Origin of the sequence: Pseudomonas donghuensis (genome assembly GCF_000696345.2) — a bacterium.
Lineage (GTDB): Bacteria > Pseudomonadota > Gammaproteobacteria > Pseudomonadales > Pseudomonadaceae > Aquipseudomonas > Aquipseudomonas donghuensis.
Genome location: NZ_CP071706.1, coordinates 1,367,435 through 1,394,300, shown reverse-complemented (window position 1 = coordinate 1,394,300; position 26,866 = coordinate 1,367,435). Strand labels below are relative to the sequence as shown.

Genomic DNA, 26,866 nt, shown 5'->3' with positions numbered 1-26,866 from the left:
CCCGCCGAGTCTGGCGGGATTCTTGTTTGTGTTGCGGGCCTCATCGCGGGTCAAGTCGAGGCGTCGCACCGCCGCTCCCGCAGAGGGCCTGCATTTACCCCTTCTGTGGGAGCCGGCCTTGCCGGCGATTGGGCTGCAAAGCAGCCCGGGGCTTACTGGACTTCTTGCGGGGTCTCCTGCCCCAGGCAGCGCACGGCCTGCTTCTTGTTGTTCACAAGAACGCCGGTCAGGCCCTTCTGCGCGGTGTCGAACAACACCAGCACACCATCAACGCATTGCGCCACCTGGTTGGCCGGCTGCAGGGAGATCTTGTAGTCCTCGCCCGGAATGGTCTTGAGCATGGTGAAATCGGACAACAGCAAGGCATCCTCAGGCTTGGCGAAATGCAGGTAACCGTAGTACCACAGGGCCGCGACGGTACCGATGATGCTGCAGACACCGGTAATGATCAGCGGGACGGCGTTGCGTTCTTCACTCATTGCGACTTCTCGTCAGGGTAATTGGGGACTTCGGCCAGGCGCCGCAGCCCGTTGAAATGGCTCGGGTCGTCCAGAAAGCGCAACATGACCTGGCGCCAGGTCTTGTCGGCAAAGGTCTGCACATGCCCGCCACGGGTCAGCTGCAACACCCTCGGTGGTGGCGCAGCCTGGTACAACTGGATGCCGTTGGCCAGCGGCACGATGGGGTCGTCGATGCTGTGGAAAAACAACTTGGGCGGCGCCTTGATCCGAGCAATCGAATGGATCGCACTGTCGCCATCGGGCACCAGCCACGACAACGGCACCTGTAGCGGCCAAGTCATCCAGGAGTTGCTCAGGGCAAACCGCCCGACCTGGCGATAGCTGGCCGGCACGCCATCGAAGACCATGGCCTTGAAGCGCTCGGCCTGCCGGGGATGCTCGGCCAGGTAGTGAATGGCCATTGAACCGCCCAGGCTTTGACCGAGCAGGACCTGTGGTTTGCCCTGCACCTCGGGCGCCTGGTCCAGCCAGTCCAGCGCTGCGGCGATGTCCTGGTAGACCTCGGGCAACTGCGGTTTGCCCTCGGACAGGCCGTAACCGCGGTAGTCGAGCAACAGCACCTGATAACCCTGCTCCGGCAACCACCAGCTGCCACCCAGGTGCCAGGCCAGGTTGCCGCCATTGCCATGCAGGTGCAGCACCGTGCCCTTGACCTCGACACCGGCCTTGGCCGGCAGCCACCAGCCGTGCAGGCGGGTGCCGTCGGCCGCGGTCAGGGTAACGTCGCGGTACTCGAGCCTGGCTTTTTCCGGGGTGAACGGCTGGCCAGGCTCGGGAAAGAACAACAGTGAACTGCAGCCGCCCAGACTCAGCAGCACCAGCAGCAGGCCCAGGGGCCTGCGCCATGCATCAGAGAATGTTCGAATAATCGGCTTCAATCCGGTCCAGGCTCAGGTGGTTGAGGAAGTTGGAGAAACACATCCAGGCCGACAGCGCGTTGAGATCGCGAAACTGCTCCGGCAGGTACTTGGGCGGTTCCACCAGGCCTTCATCGACCAGTTGGCGCAAGGTGCGCATGTCTTCAAGGGTGGTCTTGCCGCAGAACAACAAGGGGATCTGTTCGAGCTTGCCCTTGCGCACGGCCAACTGAATATAGTTGTAAACCATGATAAAGCCCTTGAGGTAGGACAAGTCCTTGGTAAACGGCAGGCCGTTGGGCACTGACCCGCGGAATACCCGGCTGGCGTTGCCGTAGCTTTCGGCCATCTCGAAGCCCTGGGCGCGGAAAAACTCATAGACCTGCATGAAATCCGCGCCCTCCTCGACCATATGGATGGCCCGGGTACGGTTGGTCAGCTTGCGCAGGCGGCTGGGGTAGGAGGCAAAGGCGATCACCTCCATGAGGATCGCCAGGCCCTCCTGGGTCACGGTCGATGAGGGCGGGCCCTTGGCCAGGAAGGTGCAAATCGGCTGGTTGAGGCCGTTCAGGGTAGTGCCGACGTGCACCAGGCCTTCATGCACCTCCAGCGCCCGTACGTCGCGGCTGTTGAACATGGCGTCGGCGCGGATCTTGATGTAGTCGGCACCGGCGGCGGCGTCGGCGACGATACCGTCGGACTCGAACACGCGGATGGTGTCTTCAGCCTCATTGAACACTTTGTTCAGGCGGCCCTGGAGCATCTCCACGGCCTGCTTGGCGGTGAGGTTCTTCGGCTCGTCCTTGAGGTCGCCGCGGCCGTCGATGTTGTTCAGGTAATCCGAGAGCATCAGGCCCAGGTCGGCCAGGGTCGGGTCACCGGCATGGAAGGCGTCGGAGGCGGCGCCATACAGCTCTTGGGAGATCAGGCCGAAATCCTCGGTGCCACGCGCTTCGAGCATGCGCACCACCATGCGGTATTCCTTGCACATGCGCCGCATGATCTGCCCGACCGGGTTGAACTGGCCGAGCTGGCGAGTGATGTCGCGCTCGATGTTCTGGAACTCGAGCTTGACCGCCGCCGAATCGAACGACAAGGGCCGGCCCTGGTAATAGGCGCGGTCTACCGCTGGCGGCTCCTTGCCTTTGGACATGAGGAAACCCTGGCGAATGCTGTCGTCCCACTTCACCGCATCGAGCACGCGAATGGGCGTTTGCGCCAGGACAATGCGATCAGACAGGGCGCGTATCGTCTGCTGGTACTCGTCCACCCTACACTCCTTGAGTTGCAACTATCACTTGCCGGCCCGCGTGAAGCGCGCCACTTCGATGAACAGGTCGGAGTTGGCCGGGTCGTCCAGATAGGCCAGGACACGCTCGGCCGGGCTGTCGATCAGGATGCCTTCGCCGTTGTCTTCCGGCACCTCGATGGTGCGACCACTGAGTTCTTTCTTGCGTACGGCCTGGTTGACCTGCTCGACATCGAGGTTGTAGACCACCAGTTCCTTGTTATCGAGCACTTCGAAACCGCCGATCAGGAAATTGCCGCCCAGGCGTTTGGGCACGCCGGCCGAGAGGTACCAGCGATTGCCGTGCTGGGACACAGTGAAGGCGTACTCGTCGCGCTTCTTGTCCTTGCCGATGGCCACCGCCTTGTAGGCGTTGCCACCGCTGCGGCTGATCTGCAGGGTCAATGGTTCACCCCAGGCGTCCTTGCTCGTCCATGTGCCCAACAGGGCCTTGGGCGCGGGCTTATTGGCCGGGATCGGCTCGTTGAAGGTGACCAGACAACCGCCAAGCAGCAAGAACGACAATGCCAACAGCAGGGTTCTGGCTTTCATCAACCTCTCCTTGAATTAGGTTCGCGCCTTACACCGACGCCAATACCAGATGCAGGTACCGGGTAAGAATAGCGAGCATCGGCGCTTCAGCCTGGGCGTGTTCGCCGTCGAGCAGGCCCTGATATTCCATCTGCTCGATAATCGCCGTCAACACCAGGGCATCCTGTTGCGGCTGATGCGAGCCTACCACTTGCAGCATCTGCACGGCGCCGCGCAGGAGGATCTGCTCGTGCGACTTGACCAGTTCGGCCAGCCGCGGGCACAACAGCGCCTCCTGGCGGAAGGCCTGCTCGGCCATGAGAAAGTCACGGCGGTTGTGCAACTGGCGCTGCACGTAGTCGGTGGTCATCTTCGCCACTTCGTCGGCCAGGCGCGCCCGCGACTGCGGGCTGCCATCGCCCTGGGACAACAACTGGCGCAGCACCACCTCGGTGTTTTCCCAGAGTTTGGCCAGGTAGGCCGCGCTGCGTTCGACATACTGGGCGAAGGTGTCGGTGAGCAGGTCTTCGATGTCCTTGAAGTAATAGGTGGTCGCCGACAGCGGCACCCCGGCCTCGGCGGCCACCGCACGGTGACGTACGCCACGCACGCCATCACGCACGACGATGCGCATGGCCGCATCAAGGATTTGCTGGCGGCGAAGTTCGCTACCTTCGCGGCTGGCCTTGCGGCCCTGGTACTGCACGCTTTCGGCCACCGCTGTAGCCACGCCGGCGGCGCCTTGTTGAGTCATTGCAGGAGTCACTGCTGGTCTACCCCAAACGTTGGATCCGATCGAAGAATTTATTGCAGGCATGAAAAAGCCGCCCCGGAAGGCGGCTTGTTCAGTTCGCTCAGGCCTGAGGGCGCATGTGCGGGAACAGGATGACGTCGCGAATCGATGGCGAGTTGGTCAGCAGCATCACCAGACGGTCGATGCCGATGCCTTCACCGGCGGTTGGCGGCATGCCGTATTCCAGGGCACGGACGAAGTCGGCATCGTAGTGCATGGCTTCGTCGTCACCGGCGTCCTTCTCGGCCACCTGGGCCATGAAGCGCTCGGCCTGGTCTTCGGCATCGTTGAGCTCGGAGTAGGCGTTGGCGATTTCGCGGCCACCGATGAACAGCTCGAAGCGGTCGGTGACGTTCGGGTTCTCGTCGTTGCGGCGGGCCAGCGGCGAGACTTCGAACGGGTACTGGGTAATGAAGTGCGGCTGCTCCAGCTTGTGCTCGACCAGCTCTTCGAAAATCATCACCTGCAGCTTGCCCAGGCCTTCGAAGCCGAGGACCTTGGCACCGGCGTTCTTGGCGATTGCGCGGGCCTTGTCGATGTCCTGCAGGTCGGCCGCGCTGATCTCAGGGTTGTACTTGAGGATCGAATCGAACACCGACAGGCGCACGAACGGCTCGCCGAAGTGGAACACCTTGTCGCCGTACGGCACGTCGGTAGTCCCCAGGACCAGCTGGGCCAGCTCGCGGAACAGCTCCTCGGTCAGGTCCATGTTGTCTTCGTAGTCGGCGTGGGCCTGGTAGAACTCGAGCATGGTGAACTCGGGGTTGTGCCGGGTCGATACGCCTTCGTTACGGAAGTTGCGGTTGATTTCGAAGACTTTCTCGAAACCGCCCACCACCAGACGCTTGAGGTACAGCTCCGGGGCGATACGCAGGAACATCTGCATGTCCAGCGCGTTGTGGTGGGTTTCGAACGGCTTGGCGGCGGCACCACCGGGGATGGTTTGCAGCATCGGCGTCTCGACTTCGAGGAAGTCGCGGGCCATCAGGAAATTGCGGATGTGCGCAATGACCTGCGAGCGGACGCGGAAGGTGTGACGGGTCTCTTCGTTGACCATCAGGTCGACGTAGCGCTGGCGGTAGCGCTGTTCGGTGTCGGTCAGGCCGTGGTGCTTGTCCGGCAGCGGGCGCAGCGACTTGGTCAGCAGGCGCACGCTGGTCATTTCGACGTACAGGTCGCCCTTGCCGGAACGCGCCAGGGTACCTTCGGCGGCAATGATGTCGCCCAGGTCCCAGGTTTTGACTGCGGCCAGGGTTTCTTCCGACAGAGTCTTGCGGTTGACATAGACCTGGATACGACCGGTCATGTCCTGGATCACCATGAACGAGCCACGGTTGAGCATGATGCGCCCGGCAACCTTGACCGGAATCGCTGCAGCTTCCAGCTCTTCCTTGGTCTTGTCGACATACTGTTTCTGCAGGTCGTTGCAGTAGCTGTCACGGCGGAAGTCGTTGGGGAAGGCATTACCCTTGGCGCGCTCGGCAGCAAGTTTTTCCTTGCGCAGCGCGATCAGGTTGTTTTCTTCCTGTTGCAGGTCTTGCGGGTCGAGTTGTAAGTCGCTCATGTCGTCACATTTTCCATCACGGGTTCATTGTCCCTCGCCTTGGGCAAGGGATCGCGGGGCAAGCCCGCCCCGACAGGGGGCGGGCCGGGGCCGCGCGGTTACAGCCCTTGCTTGAGGCTGGCTTCCAGGTATTCGTCGATATCGCCATCGAGCACCTTGTCGCAGTCGCTGCGCTCGATGTTGGTGCGCAGGTCCTTGATCCGCGAGGCGTCGAGCACGTACGAACGGATCTGGTGACCCCAGCCGATGTCCGACTTGCTGTCTTCCAGGGCCTGGGAAGCGGCGTTGCGCTTCTGCATTTCCTGCTCGTACAACTTGGCCCGCAGCATTTTCATGGCGGTGTCCTTGTTGGCGTGCTGGGAACGTTCGTTCTGGCAGCTGACCACGGTGTTGGTCGGTACGTGGGTGATACGCACGGCCGAGTCGGTGGTGTTTACGTGCTGACCACCAGCGCCCGAGGAGCGGTAGGTGTCGATGCGCAGGTCTGCCGGGTTGATCTCGATCTCGACCTTGTCGTCGATCTCTGGCGACACGAACACCGCCGAGAACGAGGTGTGGCGACGGGCGCCGGAGTCGAACGGGCTCTTGCGCACCAGGCGGTGCACACCGATCTCGGTACGCAGCCAGCCAAAGGCGTACTCGCCCTTGATGTGCACGGTGGCGCCCTTGATGCCGGCGACTTCACCCTCGGACAGCTCCATGATGGTGGCGTCGAAGCCACGCTTGGCGGCCCAGCGCAGGTACATGCGCAACAGGATGTTGGCCCAGTCCTGGGCTTCGGTACCGCCGGAACCGGCCTGGATGTCCAGGTAGGCGTTGTTCATGTCCATCTCGCCGCTGAACATGCGTCGGAATTCGAGCTTGGCCAGGGATTCTTCCAGGCCCTGGAGCACTTCGACGACGTCGTTGACGGCGGCTTCGTCGTTCTCTTCGACGGCCATGTCGAGCAGCTCGCGGGAGTCGACCAGGCCACCGGACAGTTCATCCAGGGTCTCGACGATCTGCGCCAGCATGGCGCGTTCGCGGCCCAGTTCCTGGGCGTACTCGGGCTTGTTCCAGACGTTCGGGTCTTCGAGCTCGCGGTTAACTTCGATCAGGCGGTCATGCTTGTGATCGTAGTCAAAGATACCCCCGAATGGACTCGGAGCGCTCGGTCAGGTCCTTGATGGTGTTCAGGATCGGTTGGATTTCCATGGGCGGGCAGCTCTCGTGCGTATTCTGTAGAAAAGCCGGAGAGTATAGCTGAGTTACAGCTTCAAGCGGCAAGCTACAAGCGACAAGAGGCCGGAGAAATGCCGGGCGCCGCGGTTTTTTTTGCCGCTTGAAGCTTGCCGCTTGTGGCTGCTGTCAATCCACCCCAACCTGGTTGCGCCCATTGTTCTTGGCCAGGTACAGGCCCTTGTCCGCCGCCGAGATCAACTGCCGGCAATGGCTGCCGATGCCTGGGGTCAGGGTCGCCAGGCCGATGCTCACGGTCAGGACCGAATCGGGGTTGGGCATGGTATGGGCGATGTTCATGGCCTCTACGGTCTGGCGCAGTTTCTCCGCGACCAGGCGTGCCCCGCCCGGCGAGGTGTTGGGCAGCACCAGGGCGAATTCCTCGCCGCCGTAACGGGCCGGAAGGTCGCTGGGGCGCGCGCAGGAGGCGCGAATGGCTTCAGCCACCTTGCGCAGTGCTTCATCCCCGGCCAGGTGGCCGAAGGTGTCGTTGAACAACTTGAAGTAATCGACATCGACCATCAGCAACGACAGCTGCGCCTGTTCACGCATGGCCCGGCGCCACTCCAGCTCCAGGTACTCGTCGAAATGGCGGCGGTTGGAAAGCCCCGTGAGGCCATCGGAGTTCATCAGCCGTTGCAGCACCAGGTTGGTGTCAAGCAACTGCTGCTGGCTGACGCGCAGGGCCCGGTAGGCCTCGTCGCGTTGCAGCAGGGTCAGGTAGGAGCGCGAGTGGTAGCGGATGCGCGCCACCAGTTCGATGTTGTCCGGCAGCTTCACCAGGTAGTCGTTGGCCCCGGCGGCAAAGGCCGCGCTCTTGACCAGCGGGTCTTCCTTGGTCGACAGGACGATGATCGGGATGTCCTGGGTGGCCGGGTTGTTGCGGTATTCGCGCACCAGGGTCAGGCCGTCCAGGCCGGGCATGATCAGGTCCTGGAGGATCACCGTGGGCTTGATCCGCACCGCCTGGGCCACCGCTTGGTGCGGGTCGGCGCAGAAGTGGAAGTCGATGTTCTCTTCGTGAGCCAGGCCACGCCGCACCGCTTCGCCGATCATTGCCTGATCGTCGACCAAGAGGACCATCGCCGAATTTTCATTCATGGTCGGAAAACCGTCGAGCGGTAAATCATTCATGCGCTGTCACCTGGTCACTGCCGGCCAGCCGGCATGGCTCAATACATATCGTCATTTTGGAAAAACTTCCATCAATCGCGAGGCGATTCGCTCCAGCGGGCGAATCTCCACGGCGGCGTCTATCGCGGCGGCTGCCTTGGGCATGCCGTACACCGCGCTGCTGTGCTGATCCTGGGCAATTGTCAAAAAGCCCTGTTGGCGCATCAGCTTCAAGCCCTGGGCGCCATCGCGGCCCATGCCGGTGAGCAACACGCCGACCGCGTCGCCGCGCCAGTAGCGGGCCACGCTTTCGAAAAATACATCGATGGAGGGCCGGTAGATCTCGTTCACCGGCTCCGCGGTATAGGCCAGGTTGCCGTTCTTGAGCAGGCGGATGTGGTGGTTGGTCCCGGCCAGCAACACCTGCCCCGGCTGTGGCGGCTCGCCTTCGCTGGCCAGGCGCACCGCCAGGCCCGACGCACTGCTGAGCCACTCGGCCATGCCGGCGGCGAACACCTGATCAACGTGCTGAACCAGCACGATCGCTGCGGGAAAGCTCTTGGGCAAGGCTTTGAGCAGCACTTCCAGGGCGGCCGGGCCACCGGCCGAGGAGCCGATGGCAACCAGGCCCTGGCGCTGGGCAGCCTCACGGACCGGCGCGGCCATGGCCCGGGTCGGGCTGCTGCGCTGCTGGCCGATCAGCCAGCCGATGTTGAGGATCTTGCGCAGCAGCGGCGCGGCGGCCTCGCGCGGGTCGCCAGCCCCCAGGGCCGGGGTGTCGACCACGTCGAGAGCGCCATGGCCCATGGCCTCGAACACCCGGTGGACATTCTGCTGGCGGTCGACGGTAACGATAACGATGGCGCAAGGGGTTTCAGCCATGATCCGCCGGGTTGCCTCGACACCGTCCATGACCGGCATGATCAGGTCCATGAGGATCAGGTCCGGCAGTTGCTCGGCACACAGCTTGACCGCCTCGGCGCCATTGCTGGCGACCCAGATCACCTCATGGGCCGGTTCGAAGGCCAACGCCCGGCGCAAGGCCTCCACGGCCATGGGCATGTCGTTGACGATGGCGATTTTCATCCCTGCGCTCCCCCGATCAACTCGACGACGGCGTCGAGCAAGGCATCATCGTGAAAACTGGCCTTTGCCAAATAGTAGTCGGCCCCGGCGTCCAGTCCACGGCGACGATCTTCTTCGCGGTCCTTGTACGAAACCACCATCACCGGCAGCGATTGCAGGCGGCTGTCACGGCGCAGCAAGGTGACCAGTTCGATACCGTCCATGCGCGGCATGTCGATGTCGGTGATCAGCAGGTCGAAGTCCTCGCTGCGCAAGGCGTTCCAACCGTCCATGCCGTCTACTGCAACGGCCACTTCATAGCCTTTGTTGCTGAGCAACTTGCGCTGCAATTCGCGCACGGTCAGCGAATCGTCGACCACCAGCACGCGCTTGCGCGCCGCCTCGCGCACGCTGCGCTGGCCGCGTTCGATACGTTCCAGGCGACCGGTGCTGAGGAGCTTTTCCACCGAGCGCAGCAAGTCTTCGACGTCGATGATCAGTACCACCGCGCCATCGTCGAGCAAGGCCCCGGCGGAAATGTCCTGGACCTTGCCCAGGCGCGCATCCAGCGGCATCACCACCAGCACTCGCTCGCCGATCAGGCGTTCGACCGCCACGCCATAGAGCATCTCGCGCTCGCGAATCACCACCACTTTGATGCTCTGCCCTTCGCCCTGGCTCGGCGGGCGATTGAGCAGCTGGCTGGCCGAAACCAGGCCGATATGCCGGCCCTCATGCCAGAAATGCTGACGGCCTTCGATCTGCACGATGGCCTCGGCCGGTAGCTCCAGCGTGCGTTCGATGTGCGCCAGCGGGAAGGCATAGGCCTCGGCGCCGACCTCCACCACCAGGCTGCGCACCACCGACAGGGTCAGCGGTACTTCAAGGTGAAAGCAACTGCCCTGGCCGCTGGCCTGGGTCAGCTCGATCGAGCCGCGCAGCTGGCGAACCATGTGCTGCACGGCATCCAGGCCGACACCGCGCCCGGAGACTTCAGTCACCCGGTCACGCAGGCTGAAACCTGGCAGGAACAGGAAGGTCAGCAGCTCGGCCTCGCTCATCTGCGCCACGGTCTCGGCAGGCGACAACTGGCGTTCAACGATGCTCTGGCGCAAATGCGCCAGATCGACGCCGCCACCATCGTCGCTGATCTCCAGCACCAGCAGCCCGGCCTGGTGCGAAGCGCGCAGGCGGATCAGCCCTTCCAGCGGCTTGCCGGCCACCAGGCGCCGTTCGGGCGACTCGATGCCGTGATCGACGGCATTGCGCAGCAGATGGGTCAAGGGCGCTTCGAGTTTTTCCAGTACGTCGCGGTCGACCTGGGTCTTCTCGCCTTCGATTTCCAGGCGCACCTGCTTGCCCAGCGAGCGGCCAAGGTCACGGACCATGCGGCTTTGCCCGGTCAGCACATCGGCAAACGGGCGCATGCGACAGGCCAGCGCGGTGTCATACAGCAGTTGCGCGCGTTGGCTGGCTTGCCAGCCGAACTCGTCGAGGTCCGAGGCCTGCTGCAACAGAATCTGCTGGGTTTCCCCGAGCAAACGTTGAGCCTGGGCCAGGGCATCCTGGACTTCCGGGCTCTGGCCGCTGCTTTCCAGTTGCTGCTTGAGGCCGTCCAGGGCGCGGATGCTTTGCCCGTGCATGCGCTTGAGGCGCTGCAGGGTGGCCAGATAGGGTTTCAAACGCTGGGTTTCGACCAGCGATTTGCTCGACAGGTCGAGCAGACTGTTCAGGCGCTCGGCAGTGACGCGCAAGACCCGCTCGCCGCCCTCACTCGTGCGCTTGCCGCTGCGCACAGGCGCTGCTTCGACCTCCGGCTCGGGTTCCAGCATGGCCGGCTCGACCAGCAGGGGTTCGGGTTCGGGCAAGGCAACGGCTGGCGGCGCCATAGCCGGCGGCGGTGCCGCGCCCGGGTCGAGCAACGCGGCCATCTGCACCAGAAAGGCTTGCACCGCCGCATCGATGCTGACGTCACCGGGGGTGGCGATACGCATCAACAGGTCAGTACCTTGCAGCAAGGCATCGATATGTTCCGGGCGCAGCAGCACGCGGCCTTCCTGGGCGCCGACCAGGCAGTCTTCCATCACATGGGCGACGCTCACCCCGGCGTCGACGCCAACAATCCGCGCCGCCCCCTTGAGCGAGTGGGCCGCGCGCATGCAGGCTTCAAGCTGATCGGCCTGGGTCGGGTTGCGCTCCAGCGCCAGCAACCCGACGCTGAGCACCTGGGTCTGGGCTTCGGCCTCCAGGCTGAACAGCTCGAGCAACGAGGCATCGCGCATTTGCTCTGGGGTCATGACAGGCTCCGGTTCACGGCAGACAGCACTTGTTCTTCATCCAGCACGCGGACACTGCGCCCGCGCCATTGCAGCACCGCTGCGGTAAAACGTGTTTCACCCTGCTCCACAGCCAGGCGGTCGGGGTCCAGGCCATGGATACCATCCACTTCATCGACCTGGACCACCACCGAACCACCCGCAGCGGCAATGATCAGCATGCGCGGCATGACCCGCGCCGAGGTCGCCGCCGCGGCCTGGGGTTCAAGGCCGAGCAGATCGCTCAGCGACAGGCACGGCACCAACGCACCACGTACATTGGCCACCCCATGCAGCACCCGCGAGCGCTGGTGCGGCAGGGAATGCACCTGCTGCAACGGTGCGACTTCGACCAGGCAACGGGTGGCCAGCGCCAGCCACTCCTCGCCCAGGCGAAACAGCAACAACGAGCGGCCACTGCTGGCTTGCTCGAGGGCCGCGCTTTGCTCGTGGGCTTGCTGGGACAGCGAGTAACGGTCCAGCAGGCGCGTGGCTGCGGCCGCATACACCTCGCAGTTTCGGCAATGGATATGCGCCTCGAGCAGCGGGCAGCGCTTGTCGCCATGGACCCCGATACGGTTCCAGCAGTCGTCGATGCTGGCGGCGTCACTGGCGACCAGTTGCACGTCGTTGTCACCCATCATTGTTCAGACTCCCGGTCGGCGCGCCGTGCGGCCCGTTCCTGCAGGCGCCGGGCGCCTGCGACATCACCTTGAGAAGCCAGCAACGCGGCCAGGTGCACCAGTGCCTCCGGATGCTGGGGGTCGAGGTACAACGCCTTGCGGTAATGGCTCAACGCATCGCTGCTGTCGCCGGCGGTGTCACTGAGCAAGCCCAGCCAGTAGAACACCTGGGCATTGGGCGGGTACTGCTGCAAATAACGTGCGCAGGCAGCCTGGGCCTGGGCGCTGCTACCGGCATTGGCCAGTTGCGCAATCTGCGCCAGCAATTCGCTCGCCGACTCTTGTGCGGCGGGCCTGGCAGGCGGTGGGGCAAAAGGCTTGATCCTGCGCACCAGGGCAGGCGCCGGGCGCGGCACGCTGGCCACCGTCAGCGGCACCGTCAAGGGCACTGGAATGGCCAACGGTTTGCTCGGCGGCGCAGGCTCCATCTCGGTTTGGCGCACATAGGCAAAAGACTGGGCGATACCCACCGGGCGCATGCCCATGCGCGCCAGCAGGCTGCCCTCGGCCGGGCCGATAAACAGCACGCCCTGTTCGTGAATCAGGTTTTTGAGCACCTTGAACACCCGTTGCTGGGTGGGTACGTCGAAGTAGATCAACAAGTTGCGGCAAAAGACGAAATCGTAGCTGCCTTCGCGGGAATTCAATGCCGGATCGAGCACGTTGCCCACCTGCAAGTTGACCTGCTGGCGAACCCGATCATCGAGGCTATGGCCCTCGGCGCTCTCGCTGAAATGCCGCTCACGAAAGTCCAGGTGCACACCGCGAAACGAGTTGCGCCCATAAAGCGCCTGTTCGGCCCGGCCAATGGAGTTGGGGCTGATGTCCATCGCATCGACGCGAAAGCTGTGGGCGGCAAAGCCGCCGTCGAGCAAGGCCATAGCAATCGAATACGGCTCTTCTCCGGTGGAGCACGGCAGGCTGAGGATGCGCAGCGGGCGCAGGCCGCCAAGCTCGGCCAGGCGTTTGCGCGCCAGGGTCACCAGGGCATTGAAGGACTCCGGGTAGCGGAAGAACCAGGTTTCCGGGACGATCACCGCCTCGATCAGTGCCTGCTGCTCCTGATTCGACTGCTGCAGGCGCAACCAGTAGTCATCCAGGTCCCGGGCCTCCAGGATCGCACATCGCTGGCGCAAGGCGCGCTCGACCATCGGTGCGCCGACCGAGGCAACGTCCAGGCCGATGCGATCCTGCAAAAAGCGAAAAAAGCGCTGCTCGCCACTCATGCTTGCCCCTCGCCACCTGCCGTAACGTCGGGCGGGTACAGCAGCTCGCGTACTTCGATGCCGAGCAGGTCCTGCACACCGATACGCTGCAGCAAACCATGGGCATCCTCACGCACCGGGCCCAGGTACGGTGCCTGCCGATTGTCCAGGCCATAAGGCTGGAACTCGGCAGGGTCGCAACGCAGGGTATCGGTGGCCTGTTCAAGGATCAGCCCCAGTAACAACGCCGGGCGCAACGGGTCGGCGCGGTAGTGCACCAGCACCAGGCGCGTGCTGGTGCGCACCGGCGCCGGCAAGCCAAAACTCAAGGCGCCGACATCGATCACCGGCACCAGCGCGCCGCGATGGGCCAGCACCCCGGCAACCCATGGCGGGGTTTGCGCGATGGGCTTGAGCGGCAGGCGCGGCAGCACCTCGGCAACTTCATGGGCGTCCAGGGCAAAGCGCTGCTCGCCGATACGGAATACCAGGTACAGGGTGCCGTGGGAGGCCGCGTCCTGGTTGCGGCGGGGCTGAAGGTCGTTCATCGGCAGGTCAGACTTTGAACCGCGACACGCCGCCACGCAGGCCGGTGGCCACCTGGCTCAGTTCGTCGATGGCAAAGCTGGCCTGGCGCAGCGACTCGACGGTCTGGCTGCTGGCATCGCCCAACTGCGCCAGGGCATGGTTGATCTGCTCGGCGCCGGTGGCCTGGGCCTGCATGCCTTCGTTGACCATCAGCACCCGCGGCGCCAGGGCCTGGACCTGATGAATGATCTGGGTCAGTTGCTCGCCGACCTGCTGCACTTCGAACATGCCACGGCGCACTTCCTCGGAGAACTTGTCCATGCCCATGACCCCGGCCGATACCGCCGACTGGATCTCGCGAACCATCTGCTCGATGTCATAGGTGGCCACGGCAGTCTGGTCAGCCAGGCGCCGCACCTCGGTGGCGACCACGGCAAAGCCGCGCCCGTACTCACCGGCTTTTTCCGCCTCGATGGCGGCATTGAGCGACAGCAGGTTGGTCTGGTCGGCGACCTTGACGATGGTTACCACCACCTGATTGATGTTGCCGGCCTTCTCGTTGAGGATCGCCAGCTTGTTGTTGACCAGGTCCGCCGCGCCCATCACCTGGTGCATGGTCTCTTCCATGCGCGCCAGGCCCTGCTGGCCGGAACCGGCGAGGATCGAAGCCTGGTCGGCAGCCGAGGTAACTTCGGTCATGGTCCGCACCAGATCGCGGGAAGTCGCCGCGATTTCCCGGGAAGTTGCGCCAATTTCAGTGGTGGTGGCAGCGGTCTCGGTGGCGGTCGCCTGCTGCTGCTTGGAGGTGGCGGCGATTTCGGTCACCGAGGTGGTGACCTGCACCGACGAGCGCTGCGCCTGGGACACCAGGTTGGTCAGCTCGCCCATCATCTCGTTGAAGCCGGTTTCGACGGCGCCGTACTCGTCCTTGCGGTCCAGGTTCAGGCGCACGCTGAGGTCGCCGCCGCTGAGCTTGTCCAGGGCATGGACAATCCGCTGCATTGGCGCGGTGATGGCGCGCATCAGCACCAGCCCGCAGGTGGTCGCGGCAAAAATGGCCAACAGCAGCGAGATGACCATGCTGAACTTCGCCGTGGACACGGCGCTGACGATCGACTCGGTCGCATTTTCGGCGGCATGACGATTGCGCTCGATCACCCCGTTCAAGTGCTTGCGTCCGTTGATCCAGGCAGGCGTGAGGACCTCGGCGAGCAGGCGCTGGGCTTCGGGGTAATCCTTCTTGCGGTAGGCATCCAGCACGATGTCCACCGCTTTGAGGTAATCCGTCTCAAGCTGGGTGAATTGGTCGAGGGTGGCCAGATCGTCCTTGTCGCGGATGGTCGACCGGTAGCTGGCCATGTGCTGCTTGAGGCGCTCTTCAAAACCCTTGTACAGCTCCATGTCGGCCGAGCTGATCTCGCGATGATCGCTCAAGCCGACCAATTGCTGGGTCAACACGTAGCTGTCGACCCAGGCGCTGCGGATCATGGAGCTGAAGTAGACCCCGGGAATGCTGTCGGTTCGCACCGCTTCCTCGCCGGCCTCAATTGCCACCAGTCGCGAATAGGCGGCGACCACCATCAGCGACATGATGGCGATAATCACGGCGAAACTCGCCAGGATCCGTTGGCGCAAGGTCCAGTTTTTCACAGTCAGCCCTCAAATGTTCTACGCGAGCAGGAAAAATGGGCAGAGTATAGCCCAGCGGCTGCGCGCATTTGCGGCTGACTTAACCGCTGGACCAGGCCAAACGGGCTAGATACTGGCCTTTAGCCCGATTTCATTGACTGGCGGCAAGTTTTACCTGGCTTTCCAGCTCGCTCTTGAGCGCAGGATCAAGCTTGAGCTGGCGCGCCAGTTCGTCCAGGTAGGCGCGTTCCATGAAATGTTCCTCGTCCACCAGCATGACACTGGCGATGTACATCTCGGCGGCCATTTCCGGGGTGCTGGCAGCGCGGGCAACGTCAGCCGGGTCCAGGGGTTTGTTCAGCTCGGCGTGCAGCCAGTGCTGCAGCGCCTGGTCGCTGGACAGCTTGACGAACTCGCCCTCGATCAGCGCCCGTTCGCGCTCATCGACGTGGCCGTCGGACTTGGCCGCGGCCACCAGGGCCTTGAGGATCGCCTGGCTGTGCTGCTCGACCTGGGCCGGCGGCAGGCGGTCGAGGGTCTGCGGCTCGCCCTGCACGGCGGCCCCCTGCTTGGCCTGCCAGTTGCCGTAGGCCTTGTAGGCGATCACCCCTAGGGCCGCCAGGCCACCATAGGTCAGGGCCTTGCCGCCGTATTTGCGAGCCTTTTTGCTGCCCAGCAGCAAGCCCATCGCCCCGGCTGCCAGGGCACCACCTCCGGCACCGGAAAGCAGGCTGCCCAGGCCACCGCCGCCCTTGCCGCCGAGCAGGTCGCCAATACCGCCGGCTTTGTCGGCGGAACCTTTGCCGGCCTGGTTCTGCAGCAGGTCCTGGCCGGATTTGAGCAGTTGATCGAGCAAGCCTCGGGTGTTCATCGGGCATCTCCAAGGGAGGAAAGAAACCCCAAGAGTACTGCCGCTGGCTGAAGCGAAGCTGAATGCATTTGCTTCCAGATGTTGCCCAAGACCGGGCTACGCTGGACCCAGGCAACAGCAACTACGCTTAAAGCAGCTATACCTGCACTTTCACTGCCCCGAGATAATTTCAACAAGAGGGAACACCATGTTCGTGCACAAGACCGCCACGCTCTGCGCCCTGAGCACCGCCCTGCTGGCCAGCGCCGGCCTGCAGGCCGCCGATCCCTTGAAAGCCGTGGGCGCCAGCGAAGGCCAGCTGGATATCGTCGCCTGGCCGGGTTACATCGAGCGCGGCGAAAGCGACAAGGCCTACGACTGGGTGACCGGCTTCGAGAAGGACACCGGGTGCAAGGTCAGCGTCAAGACCGCCGCCACCTCCGACGAAATGGTCAGCCTGATGACCAAGGGCGGCTATGACCTGGTCACCGCCTCCGGCGACGCCTCGCTGCGGCTGATCGCCGGCAAGCGCGTACAGCCGATCAACACCGCGCTGATCCCCAACTGGAAAAACCTCGATCCACGGCTCAAGGATGGCGCCTGGTACGTGGTCGATAAAAAGGTCTACGGTACGCCCTACCAGTGGGGCCCGAACGTGCTGCTGTACAACACCAACGTGTTCAAACAGGCGCCTTCCAGTTGGGGCGTGGTGTTCGAGCCGCAGAACCTGCCGGACGGCAAGCCGAACAAGGGCCGGGTCCAGGCCTACGACGGGCCGATCTACATCGCCGATGCGGCGCTGTACCTCAAATCGGTCAAGCCTGAGCTCGGCATCCAGAACCCCTATGAACTGAACGAAACCCAGTACAAGGCGGTGCTCGACCTGCTGCGCCAGCAACAGCCGCTGATCCACCGCTACTGGCATGACGCCACGGTGCAGATGAGCGACGTCAAGAACGAAGGCGTAGTCGCCTCCAGCTCCTGGGGCTACATGGTCAATGGCCTGCAGGCCGACAAGCAACCGGTGGCCTCGACCATTCCCAAGGAAGGCGCCACTGGCTGGGCCGACACCACCATGCTGCATAGCGAGGCCAAACACCCCAACTGTGCCTACAAGTGGATGGACTGGTCGCTGCAGCCCAAGGTCCAGGGTGATGTAGCGGCCTGGTTCGGCTCGTTGCCAGCGGTGCCGGCGGCCTGTACCGGCAGCGAGCTGCTGGGCGCCGAAGGCTGCAAGACCAATGGCTTTGACCAGTTCGACAAGATCGCCTTCTGGAAAACCCCGCAGGCTGAAGGCGGCAAGTTCGTGCCGTATAGCCGCTGGACCCAGGACTACATTGCGATCATGGGTGGGAGGTAAGGCCCTATCGCCGGCAAGGCCGGCTCCCACCATGGACCGATGTACACCAGCCTGTGGGAGCTGGCCTTGCCAGCGATGGGTTTCGCCCCCACTGACCTGTGGAGCACCTGAGCATGACCCTTGCAGTCCAGTTCACCAATGTCTCGCGCGCCTTCGGCGAGGTCAGGGCCGTTGACCAGGTGTCGATCGACATTCACGACGGCGAGTTCTTCTCGATGCTCGGCCCCTCGGGTTCGGGCAAGACCACCTGCCTGCGCCTGATCGCCGGTTTCGAGCAACCCAGTACCGGTTCGATCCGCATCCATGGCGCAGAGGCTGCGGGCTTGCCGCCCTACCAGCGCGACGTCAACACGGTGTTCCAGGATTACGCGCTGTTCCCGCACATGAACGTGCGCGACAACGTCGCCTATGGCCTGAAGGTCAAGGGCGTGGCCAAGGCCGAGCGCCACACCCGCGCCGAAGAAGCCCTGGCCATGGTCGCCCTGGGCGGTTACGGCCTGCGCAAGCCGGTGCAGCTTTCCGGCGGCCAGCGCCAGCGCGTGGCCCTGGCCCGGGCACTGGTCAACCGCCCGCGGGTGCTGCTGCTCGACGAGCCCTTGGGCGCGCTGGACCTGAAGTTGCGCGAGCAAATGCAGGGCGAGCTGAAAAAGCTGCAACGCCAACTGGGCATTACCTTCATCTTCGTCACCCATGACCAGACCGAGGCGCTGTCGATGTCGGACCGGGTCGCGGTGTTCAACCGCGGCCGCATCGAGCAGGTCGACACCCCGCGCAACCTGTACATGAAGCCGGCGACCACCTTCGTTGCCGAGTTCGTCGGCACCTCCAATGTGCTGCGCGGCACACTGGCGCAGCAGCTCAATGGCAGCGAGCTGCCCTTCTCGATCCGCCCGGAACACATCCGCCTTGGCGACCAACCGGCCGCCAGCAACGAAATCCAGGTCAGCGGCCTGCTCCACGATATCCAGTATCAGGGCAGCGCCACCCGCTACGAGCTGCAACTGGACAACGGCCAACTGCTCTGCATCAGCCAGGCCAACAACCAATGGCAGGAACACGCCGCGCCCTGGCAGCCCGGCCAACGCCTGCAGGCACGCTGGGCCCGCGAGGCGATGACCGCGCTGCTGGAAACCGTGCCCGGCGAGGGCCGCTGAGATGAGCCAGGCCCCGGCAACAGCCGCGCCGACAGCCATGCGGCGCTTCTCCAACCTGCTCTACCGGCGGCCCAACCTGTACCTGGCGCTGCTGCTAGTGCCGCCACTGACCTGGTTCGGCGCGATATACCTTGGCTCGCTGCTGAGCCTGCTGTGGCAGGGCTTCTACACCTTCGACGACTTCACCATGGCGGTCAGCCCGGAGCTGACCCTGGCCAACTTCAGCGCGCTGTTCAACCCGTCGAACTTCGACATCATCCTGCGCACCCTGGGCATGGCCATCGCCGTATCGATCGCCAGCGCCACCCTGGCCTTCCCCATCGCCTACTACATGGCCCGATACACCAGCGGCAAGACCAAGGCGTTCTTCTACATCGCGGTAATGATGCCGATGTGGGCCAGCTATATCGTCAAGGCCTACGCCTGGACCTTGCTGCTGGCCAAAGGCGGCGTGGCCCAGTGGTTCGTCCAGCAACTGAACCTGGGGCCAGTGCTGCTGTTCATCCTCGGCATTCCCGGGGTTGGCGGCAGCACCCTGTCGACCTCGCACCTGGGGCGCTTTCTGGTGTTCGTCTACATCTGGCTGCCGTTCATGATCCTGCCGATCCAGGCCTCGCTGGAGCGATTGCCGCCCTCGCTGCTGCACGCCTCGGCGGACTTGGGCGCCAGGCCGCGGCAGACCTTCATGCAGGTGATCCTGCCGCTGTCGGTGCCGGGCATTGCCGCCGGCTCGATCTTTACCTTCTCGCTGACCCTGGGCGACTTCATCGTCCCGCAACTGGTCGGCCCGCCCGGCTACTTCATCGGCAGCATGGTCTACGCCCAGCAGGGCGCCATCGGCAACATGCCCATGGCCGCCGCCTTTACCCTGGTGCCGATCGTGCTGATCGCCATCTACCTGTCCATCGTCAAACGCCTGGGGGCCTTCGATGCACTCTGAGCGCGCCTCGATCGGCCTGCGCCTGGCGGCCTGGGGCGGGCTGGTGTTCCTGCACTTCCCGATCCTGATCATCTTCCTCTATGCCTTCAACACCGAAGACGCCGCCTTCAGCTTTCCACCCCAGGGCTTTACCCTCAAATGGTTCAGCGTGGCGTTTTCGCGCCCGGACGTGCTGGAGTCGATCAAGCTGTCGCTGCAGGTCGCCTGCCTGGCCACGCTGATCGCCCTGGTGCTCGGCACCCTGGCCTCGACGGCGCTGTACCGGCGCAGTTTTTTCGGCAAGGAAAGCATCTCGCTGATGCTGATCCTGCCCATCGCCCTGCCTGGGATCATCACCGGGATCGCCCTGCTCTCGGCGTTCAAGACCCTCGGTATCGAGCCCGGGATTTTCACCATCGTCGTCGGCCACGCCACCTTCTGCGTAGTGATCGTCTACAACAACGTCATCGCCCGCCTGCGACGTACTTCACAGAGCCTGATCGAGGCGTCGATGGACCTCGGTGCCGACGGCTGGCAGACCTTTCGCTACATCATCCTGCCCAACCTCGGCTCGGCATTACTGGCCGGCGGCATGCTGGCGTTTGCCTTGTCGTTCGATGAAATCATCGTCACCACCTTCACCGCCGGCCACGAACGCACCCTGCCGATCTGGCTGCTCAACCAGTTGAGCCGGCCGCGCGATGTGCCGGTGACCAACGTGGTGGCCATGCTGGTGATGCTGGTGACCATGCTGCCGATCCTCGGCGCCTATTACCTGACCCGCGGCGGCGAAAGCGTCGCCGGTAACGGCAAATAACTCCTGGAGGACTAGACCATGCAAACCCGACTGTTGATCAACGGCCAACTGGTTGAAGGCGAAGGCGCAAGCTGTGCGGTACTCAACCCGGCGCTGGGCAGCGTGCTGGTGGAAGTCAACGAAGCCAGCGAGGCCCAGATCGATACCGCCGTGCGCGCTGCCGACCACGCCTTCCAGAGCTGGTCGCAGACCACACCCAAGGAGCGTTCGCTGCTGCTGCTCAAACTCGCCCAGACCATCGAGGCCCACGGTGAAGAGCTGGCCCGGCTGGAATCGGACAACTGCGGCAAGCCGTACGCCGCCGCACTCCACGACGAGATCCCGGCCATCGCCGATGTGTTTCGCTTTTTTGCCGGCGCCACCCGCTGCCTCGGCAGCTCGGCCGCGGGTGAATACCTGCCGGGGCACACCTCGATGACCCGCCGCGACCCGCTGGGCGTGGTCGCCTCGATTGCGCCATGGAACTACCCGCTGATGATGGTGGCCTGGAAGATCGCCCCGGCCCTGGCCGCCGGCAACACCGTGGTGCTCAAACCGTCGGAGCAGACGCCACTGACGGCGTTGCGCCTGGCCCAACTGGCCAGCGACATATTCCCGGCCGGCGTACTGAATATCCTCTTCGGCCGTGGCCCAAGTGTCGGCATGCCGCTGGTGAACCACCCGAAAGTGCGCATGGTGTCGTTGACCGGTTCAATCCCCACCGGGGCCAACATCATCGCCAGCACCGCCGACAGCGTGAAACGCATGCACATGGAGCTGGGTGGCAAGGCACCGGTGATCATTTTCGATGATGCCGATATCGACGCCGCGGTCGACGGCATCCGCACCTTCGGTTTCTACAACGCCGGCCAGGACTGTACCGCCGCCTGCCGGATCTATGCCCAGAGCGGCATCTACGAGCCATTCGTTGAAAAACTCGGCAAGGCCGTGGCCAGTATCAAGCATGGCCTGCAGAACGACCCGAACACCGAACTCGGCCCACTGATCAGCGCCCAGCACCGCGACCGGGTGGCGGCCATGGTCGAACGGGCGATTGCCCAGCCACATATCCGCCTGGTGACCGGTGGCAAGGCAGTGGCCGGTGACGGCTTCTTCTTTGAACCGACGGTGCTGGCCGATGCCCAGCAGGATGACGAGATCGTGCGTCGCGAAGTGTTCGGGCCTGTGGTCTCGGTGACCCGTTTCGACGACGAAGCTCAGGCCCTGGCCTGGGCCAACGATTCCGACTACGGCCTGGCGTCGTCGCTGTGGACCGCTGACGTCGGCCGCGCCCACCGCATCTCGGCGCGCCTGCAGTACGGCTGTACCTGGGTCAACACGCACTTTATGCTGGTCAGCGAAATGCCCCACGGCGGTCAGAAACTGTCCGGCTATGGAAAGGATATGTCCATGTACGGGCTGGAGGACTACACCTGCATCCGGCATGTGATGTTCAAACATTAAGGTAAGGACACCCATGGAAATCACCCGACGCGACTTCATCAACGGAGTCGCCATCGGCGTTGCAGCGGGCTTGACCCCGTTGCAACTGCTTCAGGCTGCCCCCAGCGGGCGCTACTACCCACCGGCGTTGACCGGCTTGCGCGGCAGCCATGTCGGCGCCTTCGAAGTCGCCCACCAGATGGGCTGGGAAAAACAGACCTTCGCCACCGACGCCTTGCCGATCAGCGAGGCGTACGACTTGGTGGTGGTCGGCGGCGGCATCAGCGGCCTGTCGGCAGCCTTCTTCTACCGCGAGAAGCACCCCGCAGCGAAGATCCTGATTCTCGAGAACCACGATGACTTCGGCGGCCACGCCAAGCGCAACGAGTTCAGCGCCGGCGGGCGGATGATCCTCGGTTATGGTGGCAGCGAAGCCTTCCAGTCGCCCAACCACCTGTACAGCAAAGAGGTCAACGGCCTGCTGGCAAAACTCGGGGTGGACATCAAGCGTTTCGAGAGCGCCTTTGACCGCAGCTTCTACCCGGACCTGGGCCTGTCGCGCGCGGTGTTCTTCGACCGCGAGACCTTCGGCGAAGACAAGCTGGTCAGCGGCGACCCAACGCCAATGGTCGCCGATGACATTGCCCCCGCGCAGCTAAACGCCCGCTCGATCGGCGATTTCATCAACGATTTCCCCCTGCCCGAAAGCGACCGCAAGGCCCTGATCGACCTGCACGAAGCGCCCCGGGATTACCTGGCCGGCAAATCGCTGGAGGACAAGAACGCCTACCTTGAGCGCACCAGCTACCGCGATTTCCTCCTCAAGGACGTCGGCCTGTCGGCCAAGGCAGTCAAGTACTTCCAGGGCCGCACCAACGACTTCATGGCCCTGAGCATTGATGCAGTGGCCGCCGCCGACGCCTACAACACCGGCTTCCCGGGCTTTGGCGCAATGAACCTGGAACCCATCAGCGAAGAAGCCAAGGCGGAGATGGAAGAGCCGTACATTTACCACTTCCCCGACGGCAACGCCTCGCTGGCGCGCCTGCTGGTGCGCAGCCTGGTGCCGACGGTGGCGCCGGGCAAGGACATGGAAGACATCGTCCTGGCCAACTTCGACTACAGCCAGCTCGACCGCGCCGGGCAACCGGTACGCCTGCGCCTGAACAGCACGGCGGTCAGCGTGCGCAACGTCGACGGCGGCGTAAATATCGGCTTCAGCCGTGGCGGGCAGCTGGCCCAGGTGCGTGGCAAGCACTGCATCCTGGCCTGCTACAACATGATGATCCCCTACCTGCTGCGCGACCTGTCGGCCGACCAGGCCCATGCCCTGAGCCAGAACGTCAAATTCCCGCTGGTGTACACCAAGGTCATCGTGCGCAACTGGCAGGCCTTCAAGAAGCTTGGCGTGCACGAGATCTACGCCGCGACCCAGCCCTACAGCCGGATCAAGCTCGACTACCCGGTAAGCCTGGGTGGCTACGAGCACCCGCGCGACCCGGCGCAGCCTATCGGCTTGCACATGGTCTACGTGCCGACCAGCCCCGACAGCGGCATGAACAGCCGCGACCAGGCCCGCGCCGGGCGTGGGCGCCTGTACGGTACCTCATTCGAGGTGCTGGAGAGCCAGTTGCGCGAACAGTTGCAACGCATGCTGGGCCCGGGCGGCTTTGACCACAACCAGGACATCCTGGCGATCACCGTCAACCGCTGGCCCCACGGCTACGCCTGCTTTACCAACACCCTCTACGACGATCCCGAGCAGACCGAGCAATGGCAGGAACTGGCGCGCAAGCCCGTGGGCAAGGTCAGCATCGCCAATTCGGATGCGGCCTGGAGTGCTTATGCCCATGCAGCGATTGATGAGGCCTGGCGGGCGGTGGGGGAGCTGGTTTAAGTAAATCGAATCATCGCACTGCCGCTCCCACAGTTCATACACCCGCCCTGAGAACGGTGCCTAACCTGTGGGAGCGGGCCTTGTCCCGCGATCGAGCGCAAAGCGCTCGTAATCCAGTCTGCGCCTGATGTGCCGGCTGCACTGGCGTCATCGCGGGACAAGCCCGCTCCTACAACCCGCGATGGGTTGCTTCAATCGCGCAAATCAGACTCGTGAATCGGCTGCTCGCGACTGGTCGCGCGTTGATACTGCGCCGGCCACACCGCTTTGTTGCCCCCCAGGTCGTCGTCGGCGTGCAGCGGCCAGTACGGGTCGCGCAGCAGCTCGCGGGCGAGGAAGATGATATCGGCCTGCGCCGTTCGCAAGATGGTTTCAGCCTGCATCGGGTCGGTAATCAAGCCCACCGTCCCGGTGGCAATCCCCGATTCTTCCCGGACTTTTGCCGCAAACTGTGTCTGATAGCCAGGCCCGGTGGGAATCTCGGCCTTCGCCGAGGTACCGCCGGAGGACACATCGATCAGGTCCACGCCCAACTGTCTCAAGCGCTTGGCCAGCTCGACAGTCTCATCGGGATTCCAGCCATCCTCGACCCAATCGGTGGCCGACAGGCGCACGAACACCGGCAGTTCAGCCGGCCAGACGTCACGCACCGCTTCGCTTACTTGCAGGGTCAGGCGAATGCGGTTTTCGAAACAGCTGCCGTACTGGTCACGGCGCTGGTTGCTCAATGGCGAGAGAAACTGGTGCAACAGGTAACCGTGGGCGGCATGCACTTCAACGACTTTGAAACCCGCCACCAGGGCCCGCCGGGCAGCATCGACAAACGCCTGGATGATCTCGCCGATCTGCGCTTCGGTCAGTTCGGTCGGTGCCGTGTGCTCCGGGTCGAAGGCAATCTTCGAGGGCCCCACCGGTACCCAGCCGCCATCGCTCACCTTGACGCTGCCATGCTTGCCCAGCCAGGGCCGATGGGTGCTGGCCTTGCGCCCGGCATGGGCCAACTGGATGCCTGGCACTGCGCCCTGGGCGGTGATGAAGCGGGTGATGCGTTGCAGCGGCGGGATCTGCGCATCGTCCCATAAGCCCAGGTCCTGCGCGGTAATGCGCCCGTCGGCAGTCACGGCGGTGGCTTCAGTGAAAATCAGGCCGGCGCCGCCCACCGCGCGGCTGCCCAGGTGCACCAGGTGCCAGTCGTTGGCCAGGCCGTCGACACTGGAATACTGGCACATGGGTGACACGGCAATACGGTTGGGCAGGATCAAGTGGCGCAAGGTGTACGGCTCAAGCAGCAGGCTCATGGGGCACCTCTCAAATCAAGTGGTAAGGCTCCAGATAGTTGACAGGCCGACTACTGAATCTTCCCCGCAGGTTCTTCGACCGATCATTCGAAGCCTAGACCACTTTGCCCCGTGAGTTCAGCGCGGCTCGATATGGGCGATCATCAGTTGCACGCTTTCCTGGCCGCGGAACTCGTTGACGTCGAGCTTGTAGGCCAGTTCGACCCAGCGCACGGTCGGATTGGGCCAGACTTCGCGGTCAATGCCAAAGGCGATGCCATCGAGCTTGAGCGAGCCGCATTCGCTCTTGAGCACCACCTTCAGGTGCCGCTCACCCACCACCCGCTGCTCGACCAACTGGAACACGCCATGGAACAGCGGCTCGGGGAAGTGCTGCCCCCAGGGCCCGGCATGGCGCAGGGCGCGGGCCAGTTCCAGGTGAAACTCCTCGACCGCCAGGGTGCCGTCGGACAGCAGGCGCCCGGTCAGGTCCTCTTCACGCAGTTGACGCCGGGTTTCTTCGTCGAACGCCTGGGCAAAGGCCGGGAAGTTCTCGGCCGGCAGCGACAGGCCGGCAGCCATGGCGTGGCCACCAAACTTGCTGATCAGTTGCGGGTGACGGGCGGCCACGGCATCCAGCGCATCACGAATATGAAAGCCCGGCACCGAACGCGCCGAGCCCTTGAGCATGCCCTCGCCAGCATCGGCAAAGGCAATGGTCGGGCGGTGATAACGCTCTTTGAGGCGCGAAGCGAGGATGCCGATCACGCCCTGGTGCCAATCCGGCTCGAACAGGCACAGGCCGAACGGCATCGATTCCAGCGGCAAGTCCTTGAGCTGGGCCAGGGCTTCGCGCTGCATGCCCTGCTCGATGGACTTGCGGTCCTGGTTCAGTTCGTCGAGCTGGCCGGCCATTTCCCGTGCCAGGTTGGCATCGTCACTGAGCAGGCACTCGATGCCCAGGCTCATGTCGTCCAGGCGACCGGCGGCATTGAGCCGTGGGCCGAGGATAAAACCAAGGTCGGTGGAGGTGATGCGCGCGTGATCGCGCCGGGCTACTTCGAGGATTGCCTTGAGCCCCGGCCGTGCCCGCCCGGCGCGGATCCGCTCGAGGCCCTGATGGACCAGGATGCGATTGTTGGCATCCAGCGGCACCACGTCGGCCACGCTGCCCAGGGCCACCAGATCGAGCAACTCGCCGATGTTCGGTTGCGCTGCATTGTCGTAGTGGCCCAGGCTGCGCAACCGCGCGCGCAAGGCCATCAGTACATAAAAGATCACCCCGACCCCGGCCAGCGCCTTGCTGGGAAACTCGCAGCCCGGCTGGTTGGGGTTGACGATGGCATCGGCCGCCGGCAGTTCATGGCCTGGCAGGTGGTGATCGGTCACCAGCACTTTCAAGCCCGCCGCCTTGGCGGCTGCCACGCCTTCGACGCTGGAGATGCCATTGTCGACGGTGATCAGCAGTTGCGGCTGGCGCTGCAGGGCCACCTCGACGATCTCCGGGGTCAGGCCGTAGCCGTACTCGAAGCGGTTGGGCACCAGGTAGTCGACATGGGCGGCACCGAGCAGGCGCAAGCCGAGCACGCCGACGGTGCTGGCCGTGGCGCCGTCAGCGTCGAAGTCGCCGACGATGAGGATGCGCTGACGTTCGGCCAGTGCGGTCACCAGCAGGTCGACCGCCGCCTCGATGCCCTTGAGTTGCTGGTAAGGCAGCAAGCGCGCCAGGCTTTTATCCAGCTCGGCTGCCGATTGCACGCCGCGGGCGGCATACAGGCGGGTCAGCAACGGCGGCAGGTCGCCAAGGAACGGCAGCGTGGACGGCAACGGGCGGGGATCGATACGCATGGGGCGATTGAG

23 protein-coding genes are annotated in these 26,866 nt (G+C 63.9%); 6 read left to right on the top strand and 17 right to left on the bottom strand.

Features of this window, described 5'->3' with window-relative positions; translation table 11 throughout:
* Positions 1-152 precede the first annotated feature (152 nt).
* The 15 genes from BV82_RS06340 to BV82_RS06270 all read right to left on the bottom strand — a co-directional run bounded on the left by BV82_RS06340 (position 153) and on the right by BV82_RS06270 (position 16,181).
* A complete protein-coding gene (locus BV82_RS06340; protein WP_036994056.1) occupies positions 153-479 on the bottom strand; it encodes a PA3694 family proteiin in 327 nt (108 codons plus the stop codon).
* The gene (locus tag BV82_RS06335) at positions 476-1,399 is read right to left on the bottom strand and encodes an alpha/beta hydrolase (protein WP_026001410.1); all 924 of its coding nucleotides are present in this window, start codon (positions 1,397-1,399) and stop codon (positions 476-478) included. The genes BV82_RS06340 and BV82_RS06335 overlap by 4 nt, the downstream gene beginning before the upstream one ends.
* Positions 1,371-2,648, bottom strand: coding sequence for a flavohemoglobin expression-modulating QEGLA motif protein (locus BV82_RS06330; protein WP_010224900.1), 1,278 nt, complete (start codon positions 2,646-2,648; stop codon positions 1,371-1,373). Before BV82_RS06330 ends, BV82_RS06335 begins: the two co-directional genes overlap by 29 nt.
* A gap of 24 nt (positions 2,649-2,672) precedes the next feature.
* The gene (locus tag BV82_RS06325) at positions 2,673-3,218 is read right to left on the bottom strand and encodes a hypothetical protein (RefSeq protein WP_036994055.1); all 546 of its coding nucleotides are present in this window, start codon (positions 3,216-3,218) and stop codon (positions 2,673-2,675) included.
* Between the two features lie 28 nt (positions 3,219-3,246).
* Positions 3,247-3,951 (bottom strand): TetR/AcrR family transcriptional regulator, encoded by a 705-nt coding sequence (locus tag BV82_RS06320; RefSeq protein ID WP_010224904.1) that lies wholly within the window; start codon positions 3,949-3,951, stop codon positions 3,247-3,249.
* A gap of 100 nt (positions 3,952-4,051) precedes the next feature.
* A complete protein-coding gene (gene lysS, locus BV82_RS06315) occupies positions 4,052-5,554 on the bottom strand; it encodes a lysine--tRNA ligase (RefSeq protein ID WP_010224906.1) in 1,503 nt (500 codons plus the stop codon).
* Between the two features lie 98 nt (positions 5,555-5,652).
* Positions 5,653-6,748, bottom strand: a protein-coding gene (prfB, locus tag BV82_RS06310) for a peptide chain release factor 2 (RefSeq protein WP_100782011.1) whose coding sequence is annotated in 2 segments (ribosomal slippage) — positions 5,653-6,675 and positions 6,677-6,748 — 1,095 coding nt in all. Because the reading frame shifts where the segments join, the coding sequence is not laid out codon by codon here.
* Between the two features lie 153 nt (positions 6,749-6,901).
* Positions 6,902-7,906: a response regulator gene (locus tag BV82_RS06305; RefSeq protein ID WP_010224910.1), complete on the bottom strand. Its 1,005-nt coding sequence runs from the start codon at positions 7,904-7,906 to the stop codon at positions 6,902-6,904.
* A gap of 51 nt (positions 7,907-7,957) precedes the next feature.
* Positions 7,958-8,971, bottom strand: coding sequence for a chemotaxis response regulator protein-glutamate methylesterase (gene cheB, locus BV82_RS06300; RefSeq protein WP_010224911.1), 1,014 nt, complete (start codon positions 8,969-8,971; stop codon positions 7,958-7,960).
* A complete protein-coding gene (locus BV82_RS06295) occupies positions 8,968-11,247 on the bottom strand; it encodes a hybrid sensor histidine kinase/response regulator (protein ID WP_036994051.1) in 2,280 nt (759 codons plus the stop codon). The genes cheB and BV82_RS06295 overlap by 4 nt, the downstream gene beginning before the upstream one ends.
* Positions 11,244-11,909 (bottom strand): chemotaxis protein CheW, encoded by a 666-nt coding sequence (locus BV82_RS06290; RefSeq protein WP_010224913.1) that lies wholly within the window; start codon positions 11,907-11,909, stop codon positions 11,244-11,246. Before BV82_RS06290 ends, BV82_RS06295 begins: the two co-directional genes overlap by 4 nt.
* Entirely contained in the window at positions 11,906-13,174 is a 1,269-nt protein-coding gene (locus BV82_RS06285; protein ID WP_010224914.1) for a CheR family methyltransferase, read from the bottom strand. The genes BV82_RS06290 and BV82_RS06285 overlap by 4 nt, the downstream gene beginning before the upstream one ends.
* Positions 13,171-13,701, bottom strand: a complete 531-nt coding sequence (locus tag BV82_RS06280) for a chemotaxis protein CheW (protein ID WP_036994049.1) — start codon at positions 13,699-13,701, stop codon at positions 13,171-13,173. The genes BV82_RS06285 and BV82_RS06280 overlap by 4 nt, the downstream gene beginning before the upstream one ends.
* Before the next feature lie 7 nt (positions 13,702-13,708).
* Positions 13,709-15,331, bottom strand: a complete 1,623-nt coding sequence (locus BV82_RS06275; protein ID WP_010224916.1) for a methyl-accepting chemotaxis protein — start codon at positions 15,329-15,331, stop codon at positions 13,709-13,711.
* 130 nt (positions 15,332-15,461) lie between these two features.
* The gene (locus BV82_RS06270) at positions 15,462-16,181 is read right to left on the bottom strand and encodes a tellurite resistance TerB family protein (RefSeq protein WP_010224917.1); all 720 of its coding nucleotides are present in this window, start codon (positions 16,179-16,181) and stop codon (positions 15,462-15,464) included.
* Between the two features lie 187 nt (positions 16,182-16,368).
* On the opposite strand from BV82_RS06270, the gene ydcS reads away from it, so the two are divergent.
* From ydcS to BV82_RS06240, 6 genes are all read left to right on the top strand, one after another.
* Positions 16,369-17,520: a putative ABC transporter substrate-binding protein YdcS gene (gene ydcS, locus BV82_RS06265; protein WP_036994046.1), complete on the top strand. Its 1,152-nt coding sequence runs from the start codon at positions 16,369-16,371 to the stop codon at positions 17,518-17,520.
* Positions 17,521-17,633: 113 nt separating this feature from the next.
* The gene (locus BV82_RS06260; RefSeq protein ID WP_010220211.1) at positions 17,634-18,674 is read left to right on the top strand and encodes an ABC transporter ATP-binding protein; all 1,041 of its coding nucleotides are present in this window, start codon (positions 17,634-17,636) and stop codon (positions 18,672-18,674) included.
* Position 18,675: 1 nt separating this feature from the next.
* The gene (locus BV82_RS06255) at positions 18,676-19,614 is read left to right on the top strand and encodes an ABC transporter permease (RefSeq protein WP_010220212.1); all 939 of its coding nucleotides are present in this window, start codon (positions 18,676-18,678) and stop codon (positions 19,612-19,614) included.
* Complete coding sequence (locus tag BV82_RS06250; RefSeq protein ID WP_010220213.1) at positions 19,604-20,410, top strand: ABC transporter permease; 807 nt, start codon at positions 19,604-19,606, stop codon at positions 20,408-20,410. Before BV82_RS06255 ends, BV82_RS06250 begins: the two co-directional genes overlap by 11 nt.
* Before the next feature lie 18 nt (positions 20,411-20,428).
* Entirely contained in the window at positions 20,429-21,853 is a 1,425-nt protein-coding gene (locus BV82_RS06245) for a gamma-aminobutyraldehyde dehydrogenase (protein ID WP_036994044.1), read from the top strand.
* A gap of 13 nt (positions 21,854-21,866) precedes the next feature.
* A complete protein-coding gene (locus BV82_RS06240) occupies positions 21,867-23,729 on the top strand; it encodes an NAD(P)-binding protein (protein ID WP_036994042.1) in 1,863 nt (620 codons plus the stop codon).
* Positions 23,730-23,920: 191 nt separating this feature from the next.
* Here the strand turns inward: BV82_RS06240 and BV82_RS06235 are convergent, their stop codons facing one another.
* Both BV82_RS06235 and recJ read right to left on the bottom strand, forming a co-directional pair.
* A complete protein-coding gene (locus BV82_RS06235) occupies positions 23,921-25,027 on the bottom strand; it encodes an NADH:flavin oxidoreductase/NADH oxidase (RefSeq protein ID WP_010220220.1) in 1,107 nt (368 codons plus the stop codon).
* Between the two features lie 117 nt (positions 25,028-25,144).
* Positions 25,145-26,854 carry a single-stranded-DNA-specific exonuclease RecJ gene (recJ, locus tag BV82_RS06230; protein ID WP_010220221.1) on the bottom strand — a complete coding sequence of 570 codons (1,710 nt, stop codon included), beginning with the start codon at positions 26,852-26,854 and terminating at the stop codon, positions 25,145-25,147.
* Between the last annotated feature and the right edge of the window lie 12 nt (positions 26,855-26,866).